The sequence below is a fragment of the Phreatobacter sp. genome (genome assembly GCF_052440005.1).
Classification (GTDB): Bacteria; Pseudomonadota; Alphaproteobacteria; order Rhizobiales; family Phreatobacteraceae; genus Phreatobacter.
This window is the reverse complement of record NZ_JBQVQL010000146.1, coordinates 1-6,360: the sequence shown is the minus strand read 5'-3', so window position 1 is coordinate 6,360 and position 6,360 is coordinate 1. Positions and strand designations below refer to the sequence as shown.

The window sequence follows — 6,360 nt, the reverse complement described above, 5'->3', positions numbered from 1 at the left end:
GGTGAGCCGCTGATCGAAGCAAAGAGGCCCGCCGGGATCCGGCGGGCCTCTTCACATCTCACATGGTGTCGGGGGTCTGGATCGGATCTTCCGGCTGCGGCGGGTTGGGCATCGGATCCGGCTGGTCCGGCTGGGGCGGGATCGGCACCGGGCCCGGCTGGGGGAAGGGTTCCGGCATCGGCGGCTGCGGGGTGCCGAAATAGGGGGTGCCGAGTAGGATCGGCGCGCTCTGCATCATCATGGTGGCCTCCGGGTGACTTGCCGGGACAACCCACCAACCCCCGTCATCGTTCCGGCCCCCACCGGCCTCCCGGCTGACCATTCCGCAGTTTCCCCTTTCCGATCCGATTCAAACGGTTCAAACTCCGGACCAAGGCAAGGCCCGCCCTGCGGGAACCATGACATTGCCGGGAGGAAACTGATGAAGAAAATGATGCTGGCGCTCTTGGGCGCCCTGGCCCTGACGGCCGTGCGGGCGGAAGCCCAGACCGCCGCTCCCGCCTGGCCGCAGCGGCAGGTGACCGTCATCGTGCCGTTCACGGCCGGAGGCACCACCGACCTCTTCGCCCGCATCTTCACCCAGGCGATGCAGCAGAAATACGGCACCGCCTTCGTTGTGGAGAACCGGGCCGGTGCCGGCGGCACGGTGGGCGCCACCGCCGCCGCCCGCGCGCCGAAGGACGGCTACACGCTGTTCGTCGGCACGGCGAGCACCCACGCCATCGCGCCCTACGTCTACAAGAACATGAACTACGACGCCGACCGCGACTTCCAGCCGGTCAGCCTCTTCGCCACCCTGCCGAACATGCTGGTGGTGTCGAACCAGATCCCGGCCCGCACGATGAGCGAGTTCGTCGCCTATGCGAAGGCCAATCCGGGCAAGCTGAACTACGGCTCGTCCGGCATCGGCGCCTCGAACCACATCCCCGCCGAGATCATCTCCAACCTCATCGGCTCGCCGATGACGCACATTCCCTTCCGCTCCTCCAACGAGATCATGAACGCCCTCGTCGGCGGCCACATCCATCTCGCCTTCGACAACATCACCTTCGCGCTGCCGCAGTCGCAGGGCGGAACGGTGCGCGCCATCGCGGTGACGTCGAAGGAGCGTAGTCCGACGGCTCCGGAGATTCCGGCCATCGCGGAGACATTCCCAGGCTTCGACATCGCCACCTGGCACGGTCTCTTCGCACCGGCCGGCGCGCCGCGCGCCGTGGTCGACCAGGTGGCGGCGGACGTGAAGGAGATCTTCTCCCGCCCCGACGTGGTGGCCAAGCTCAAGGAGATCGGCGCCGTCGCCGCGCCGAACACACCGGACGTCTTCACCGCCTTCGCCCGCACCGAGCGCGAGCGCTACCGCGTCATCGTCCGCGAAGCGCGCATCGAGCCGCAGTGATCGTCGCCTGAACCTGATACCGGTTCGCGCGTTATCCCTCCCGGAAAGGTCGGAGCCCCCTCGGCTCCGGCCCATGAGGAGGGGCCCATGTGGACCGGTTTTCTGGTTGTCCTGCTGATCCTGGTTCTGGTCTTCGGCGGCTATCTCGGCGGCACGCGCGGCGCCGGCGGCTCGTTGTTCCTGCTGATGATCATCCTGACCGGGCTCTACCTCATCGGCTGGCTGCCGGACCCCTGGTGGTAGGGCCGTCGCGGGGCGGCTAGCGCCCCGCCTTCTCCCGCCAGGCCGCGAAGTCGACCTTGGTCTGCTCGTCCGTCGGCGGATAGAGGCCGAGGATCGAGCGCCCCTCGAGCACCTTCTCCGTCACGAAATCCTCGAACACCGTCATTTCCACCGCCTCCGCGGCGATCTCGTCGGCGATGGCGGCGGGGATGATCACCACGCCGTCGCCGTCCCCGACGACCACGTCGCCGGGCCAGACCGCGGCGTCGCCGCAGCCGATGGGCACGTTGATGTCCAGCGCCTGGTGCAGCGTGAGGTTGGTCGGCGCCGAGGGGCGGTGGTGATAGGCCGGAATGGCGAGGCCGGCGATCTCCGCGCTGTCACGGAAGCCGCCGTCGGTGACGACGCCCGCGACACCCCGCATCATCAGGCGCGAGACGAGGATGCCGCCGGCTGAGGCCGCCCGCGCGTCCTTGCGGCTGTCGATCACCATGACGGCACCGGGCGGGCATTCCTCTACCGCCTTCCTCTGGGGATGGCTGCGGTCCTGGAATACGGTGATCGGGTTGAGGTCCTCCCGCGCCGGGATGTAGCGGAGCGTGAAGGCCTCCCCGACCATGGTCGGCAGCGCGGGGTTCAGCGGCTTGACGTCCTGGATGAACTGGTTGCGCAGGCCGCGCTTGAACAGCGCCGTGCACAGGGTGGCGGTCGAGACGCCCTTCAGCTTCTCGCGGGTCTCGGTCTTGAGGCTCATGAAAATGGCTCCGCAGCTCAGAAGATCGCCGGCTCGGCCACCGGGCCGCCGAAGCTCTCCTCGAGGAAGTCAAAATCGCAGCCCTCGTGGGCCTGCTTGATGTGCTTCGTGAAAATCCAGCCGTAGCCGCGCTCGTAATGGGCCTTCGGCGGCTGCCAGGCGGCCCGGCGGCGGGCGAGCTCCTCGTCCGTGACGCGCATGTTGAGCGTGCGCCCGTCGACGTCGAGGTCGACGATGTCGCCGGTCTGCAGCAGCGCCAGCGGCCCGCCGATATGCGCCTCCGGCGAGACGTGCAGGATGCAGGCGCCGTAGCTCGTGCCGGACATGCGCGCGTCCGAGATCCGCACCATGTCGCGGATGCCCTGCTTCACCAGCTTCTTCGGGATCGGCAGCATGCCCCATTCCGGCATGCCCGGACCGCCGTGCGGCCCTGCATTGCGCAGGACCAGCACCGTGTCGGCGGTGACGTCGAGATCGTCGCGATCGATCGCCGCCTTCATCGAGGGATAGTCGTCGAAGACGAGGGCGGGGCCGCTGTGCTTCAGGAAGCGCGGCTCGCAGGCGCTCGGCTTGATGACGCAGCCGTCGGGCGACAGGTTGCCCTTCAGCACCGCCAGCGCGCCCTCGGCATAGATCGGATTCTGCACCGTCCGGATGACGTCGTCGTTGTGGACCTCCGCTCCGTCGAGGCTCTCGGCCAGCGGCCGGCCCGTCACGGTGACGGCGCCGAGGTGCAGGTGGTCGGTGAGCCGCGTCATCAGCGCGGGCAGGCCGCCTGCGTAGTAGAAGTCCTCCATTAGGTAGGTGTCGCCGCTCGGCCGGACGTTCGCGAGGACGGGCACCTTGCGGCTCGCCTTGTCGAAATCGGCGAGGCTGATGTCGACGCCGGCCCGCCGCGCCATGGCGATGACGTGGATGATGGCGTTGGTCGAGCAGCCCATGGCCATGGCGACCGTGATGCCGTTCTCGAAGGCGGCACGGGTGAGGATGTCCGTCGGCTTCAGGTCCTCCCACACCATGTCGACGATCCGTCGGCCGGCCGCCGCGCACATGCGCTTGTGGTTGGCATCAGGGGCGGGGATGGCCGAGGCCCCGGGGAGGGTGATGCCGATGGCCTCGGCGATCGCCGTCATGGTCGAGGCGGTGCCCATGGTCATGCAGACGCCGTAGGAGCGGGCGATGCCGCCCTCCACGTCGGTCCAGTCGCGGTCGGAGATGTTGCCGGCCCGCCGCTCGTCCCAGTACTTCCATGCGTCGGAGCCGGAGCCGAGCGTATGGCCCTTCCAGTTGCCGCGCAGCATGGGCCCTGCCGGCACGTAGATCATCGGCAGGCCAGCCGAGGTGGCGCCCATCAGCAGGGCGGGTGTCGTCTTGTCGCAGCCGCCCATCAGCACCGCGCCGTCGACCGAATGGGAGCGGATCAGTTCCTCCGCCTCCATCGCGAGCAGGTTGCGGTAGAGCATGGTGGTCGGCTTGACGTTGCTCTCCGACAGGGAGAGCGCGGGCAGTTCGATGGGAAAGCCGCCGGCCTGGAAGATGCCGCGCTTCACGTCCTCGACGCGGTCCTTGAAATGGGCGTGGCAGGGCTGCGCATCCGACCAGGTGTTGAGGATGGCGATCATCGGCTTGCCGACCCAGTCCTCCGGGGCGTAGCCCATCTGCATCCAGCGCGAGCGGTGGCCGAAGGACCGGAGGTCGTCGGGGGCGAACCAACGGGCGCTGCGGAGGTCCGCAGGGGTCTTGCGGCGGGTCATGGGCATCTCGTGATCGGGCGTTTCGGTGGCGGGCCGGCTCTTGCGTGGCCGGGGCGCCCATCCAAGGCCGGGGCGGGCCGGATGGCAAGACTAAGTACCGGGTGCGACGACGATTTCGGCCGCAGGAACAGGCCTCGTCGCATGGAAATCGTTGCTGCGCTGCATCATTTTCAATCGATTTGCATCTTGGAGCCCTGCCTGTGCCTCTCGTCATGGCGCTTGCGAAAATCCCGGCCACGGCTAGGCTCCCGCCGCTCGCACCCGGGGTCGCCGCCGGGCTCGCCCCCAGGAGGACACATCCATGCGCCGCATCGCCCTCGTCGCCGCAGTCGCCCTCACCGCCCTCATGGCTGGCGAGGCCCAGGCGATTCGCATCCTCGGCCATGGCACGGACCAGTGCTCTGTCTGGCTGCGCGTGCGCACCACGCCCCAGGCCGCCGAGTACCGCGAGTGGATGCTTGGCTATCTCTCGGCCTCGGCCTTCCACAAGAACAAGGACATCCTGCGCAACATGACCTACGATCAGGTCCTGTCCCGCGTCACGTCCGAATGCCAGCGCGCCCCGACCAAGCGCCTCGACGACGTGCTCGACGGATTCCTGCGCTGATCGGCAGGGCGGTGCGTCCGCCCGGGACCGCCGTTCCGGGTGTGAGGGACAAAGGCCGGCGTGCAACCGCGCGTTAGCGGTTCGGCAAGGACTGCCTGTCATCGTTGCAGGCAGATTGCTTTTGCCCATCGGCTTTTTTCATGCTTTTCCGCCCCGACCTCGCCGTCCTGCGTCGGCTACGCCGTGAGGCGGGGGGCAGCATTGCCATCACCTTCGCCATCTGCCTCGTCGCCATATTCGGCTTCATCGGCCTCGCGGTGGACTATTCCCGCGGTGCCCGCGTCCAGGCAAAGCTCCAGTCGGCGCTCGACGCAGCGGCCGTCTCGGCTTCCTCCCGCGCCTCCGGAAAGACGACCGACCAGATCAGGTCGGACGCGCTGGCCTTCTTCGCGTCCCAGTTCAAGGAGGCCGGCGTGCCGACGCCGAGCGTGGTCGCGACGGTGACCACGTCTACCCTCGAGCTTAAGGCGACCCTCGACCTGCCGGCTCATTTCCTTCCCGTCGTCGGCATCAATTCCGTGGCAGTGTCGGCCTCGTCGAAGACGGCCTGGGGCATCACCCGCCTCAGGGTGGCCATCGCGCTCGACAATACCGGATCGATGTCGAGCGCCGGCAAGATGACGGCCCTGAAGACGGCGACGCTGAGCCTGCTCACGCAGCTGCAGGACAACGCCAAGAACGACGGCGACGTGCTCGTGTCCCTGATCCCCTTCGCCAAGGTGGTCAATGTCGGCACGTCCTACCGCAACGCGACCTGGCTCCGCATGTCCGACGCGACGGTCTGCACGTGGATCTTCTGCTCGACGAGCTGGAGCGGGGCCGTCCAGGATCGCGACAAGAACAACGACATCTCCAACGCGACGCCGACCGGTTCCTCGACCTATTTTCCGGCGATGAACGAGAACTACACCGGCGGAACGCCCGTCGCGATCCAGCCGCTGACCTCCAATTGGGGTCAACTGCGCTCCACGGTGGCGCAGATGAGCCCGGCCGGAAACACCAACCAGGTCATCGGCCTCGCCTGGGCCTGGCAGACGCTGACCCAGGGCCTGCCGATGAATGCGCCGGCGGAAGACCCGAAATACACCTACAAGAAGGTCATCATCCTCATCTCCGACGGGTTGAACACCGAGAGCCGCCATTCCGACCGCCAGACGGACATTGATGCGCGCCAGGCCCTGCTCTGCAACGCGGTCAAGGCCGCCGGGATCACGCTCTACACCATCCAGGTGAACACCGGAGGCGATGCGACGTCGACGGTGATGAGGAACTGCGCCAGCACGACCGACAAGTTCACGCTGATGACCAATCCGACCCAGCTCCTCACCACCCTCAGCGACATCGGCGGCCAGCTCACCCGCCTGCGCCTTACCAATTGATGGTTGCCGACGCGCGAAAGGCCCCGGAGTGGTCCGGGGCCTTCCTCGTCTGGGGGCTGGAGGTCAGCGGCGGGCGAAGCGTCCGCCGAAGTGCCCCCTGCCGCCCATCGCGAAGCCGGGGCGCGGGCCGGGCCGTCCCATGAAGGGGCCGGGACGGGGGCCGGGGCGGCCGATGAACGGGCCGGGGCGGGGGCCCGGGCGGCCGATGAAGGGACCGGGGCGCGGGCCGGGACGACCGATGAAGGGGC

8 protein-coding genes are annotated in these 6,360 nt (G+C 68.1%); 4 read left to right on the top strand and 4 right to left on the bottom strand.

Going from position 1 to position 6,360, the window contains the following annotated elements:
* Positions 1-58 precede the first annotated feature (58 nt).
* Positions 59-241: a hypothetical protein gene (locus ACT6XY_RS21945; RefSeq protein ID WP_444750434.1), complete on the bottom strand. Its 183-nt coding sequence runs from the start codon at positions 239-241 to the stop codon at positions 59-61.
* Positions 242-421: 180 nt separating this feature from the next.
* Here ACT6XY_RS21945 and ACT6XY_RS21940 point away from each other — a divergent pair, with 180 nt between their 5' ends.
* Positions 422-1,396: a Bug family tripartite tricarboxylate transporter substrate binding protein gene (locus ACT6XY_RS21940; RefSeq protein ID WP_444750433.1), complete on the top strand. Its 975-nt coding sequence runs from the start codon at positions 422-424 to the stop codon at positions 1,394-1,396.
* Between the two features lie 87 nt (positions 1,397-1,483).
* Positions 1,484-1,639, top strand: a complete 156-nt coding sequence (locus ACT6XY_RS21935; RefSeq protein WP_444750432.1) for a hypothetical protein — start codon at positions 1,484-1,486, stop codon at positions 1,637-1,639.
* A 16-nt stretch (positions 1,640-1,655) separates the two neighbouring features.
* On the opposite strand, the gene ACT6XY_RS21930 is transcribed toward ACT6XY_RS21935, so the two are convergent.
* Both ACT6XY_RS21930 and araD read right to left on the bottom strand, forming a co-directional pair.
* Positions 1,656-2,372: a ribonuclease activity regulator RraA gene (locus tag ACT6XY_RS21930; protein WP_444750431.1), complete on the bottom strand. Its 717-nt coding sequence runs from the start codon at positions 2,370-2,372 to the stop codon at positions 1,656-1,658.
* A gap of 17 nt (positions 2,373-2,389) precedes the next feature.
* A complete protein-coding gene (gene araD / locus ACT6XY_RS21925; RefSeq protein ID WP_444750430.1) occupies positions 2,390-4,126 on the bottom strand; it encodes an L-arabinonate dehydratase in 1,737 nt (578 codons plus the stop codon).
* 301 nt (positions 4,127-4,427) lie between these two features.
* Here araD and ACT6XY_RS21920 point away from each other — a divergent pair, with 301 nt between their 5' ends.
* Complete coding sequence (locus tag ACT6XY_RS21920) at positions 4,428-4,733, top strand: hypothetical protein (RefSeq protein ID WP_444750429.1); 306 nt, start codon at positions 4,428-4,430, stop codon at positions 4,731-4,733.
* A 140-nt stretch (positions 4,734-4,873) separates the two neighbouring features.
* A complete protein-coding gene (locus ACT6XY_RS21915; protein WP_444750428.1) occupies positions 4,874-6,112 on the top strand; it encodes a vWA domain-containing protein in 1,239 nt (412 codons plus the stop codon).
* 63 nt (positions 6,113-6,175) lie between these two features.
* Here ACT6XY_RS21915 and ACT6XY_RS21910 read toward each other — a convergent pair.
* A partial coding sequence (locus ACT6XY_RS21910; protein WP_444750427.1) for a hypothetical protein occupies positions 6,176-6,360 on the bottom strand: 185 nt, incomplete at its 5' end.

Bases quoted from the DNA above. Each gene is read 5' to 3' on its own strand.
- ACT6XY_RS21920 (WP_444750429.1), top strand. From the start codon at position 4,428: ATGCGCCGCATCGCCCTCGTCGCCGCAGTCGCCCTCACCGCCCTCATG.
- araD (WP_444750430.1), bottom strand. From the start codon at position 4,126: ATGACCCGCCGCAAGACCCCTGCGGACCTCCGCAGCGCCCGTTGGTTC.
- ACT6XY_RS21945 (WP_444750434.1), bottom strand. From the start codon at position 241: ATGATGATGCAGAGCGCGCCGATCCTACTCGGCACCCCCTATTTCGGC.
- ACT6XY_RS21930 (WP_444750431.1), bottom strand. From the start codon at position 2,372: ATGAGCCTCAAGACCGAGACCCGCGAGAAGCTGAAGGGCGTCTCGACC.
- ACT6XY_RS21935 (WP_444750432.1), top strand. From the start codon at position 1,484: ATGTGGACCGGTTTTCTGGTTGTCCTGCTGATCCTGGTTCTGGTCTTC.
- ACT6XY_RS21940 (WP_444750433.1), top strand. From the start codon at position 422: ATGAAGAAAATGATGCTGGCGCTCTTGGGCGCCCTGGCCCTGACGGCC.
- ACT6XY_RS21915 (WP_444750428.1), top strand. From the start codon at position 4,874: ATGCTTTTCCGCCCCGACCTCGCCGTCCTGCGTCGGCTACGCCGTGAG.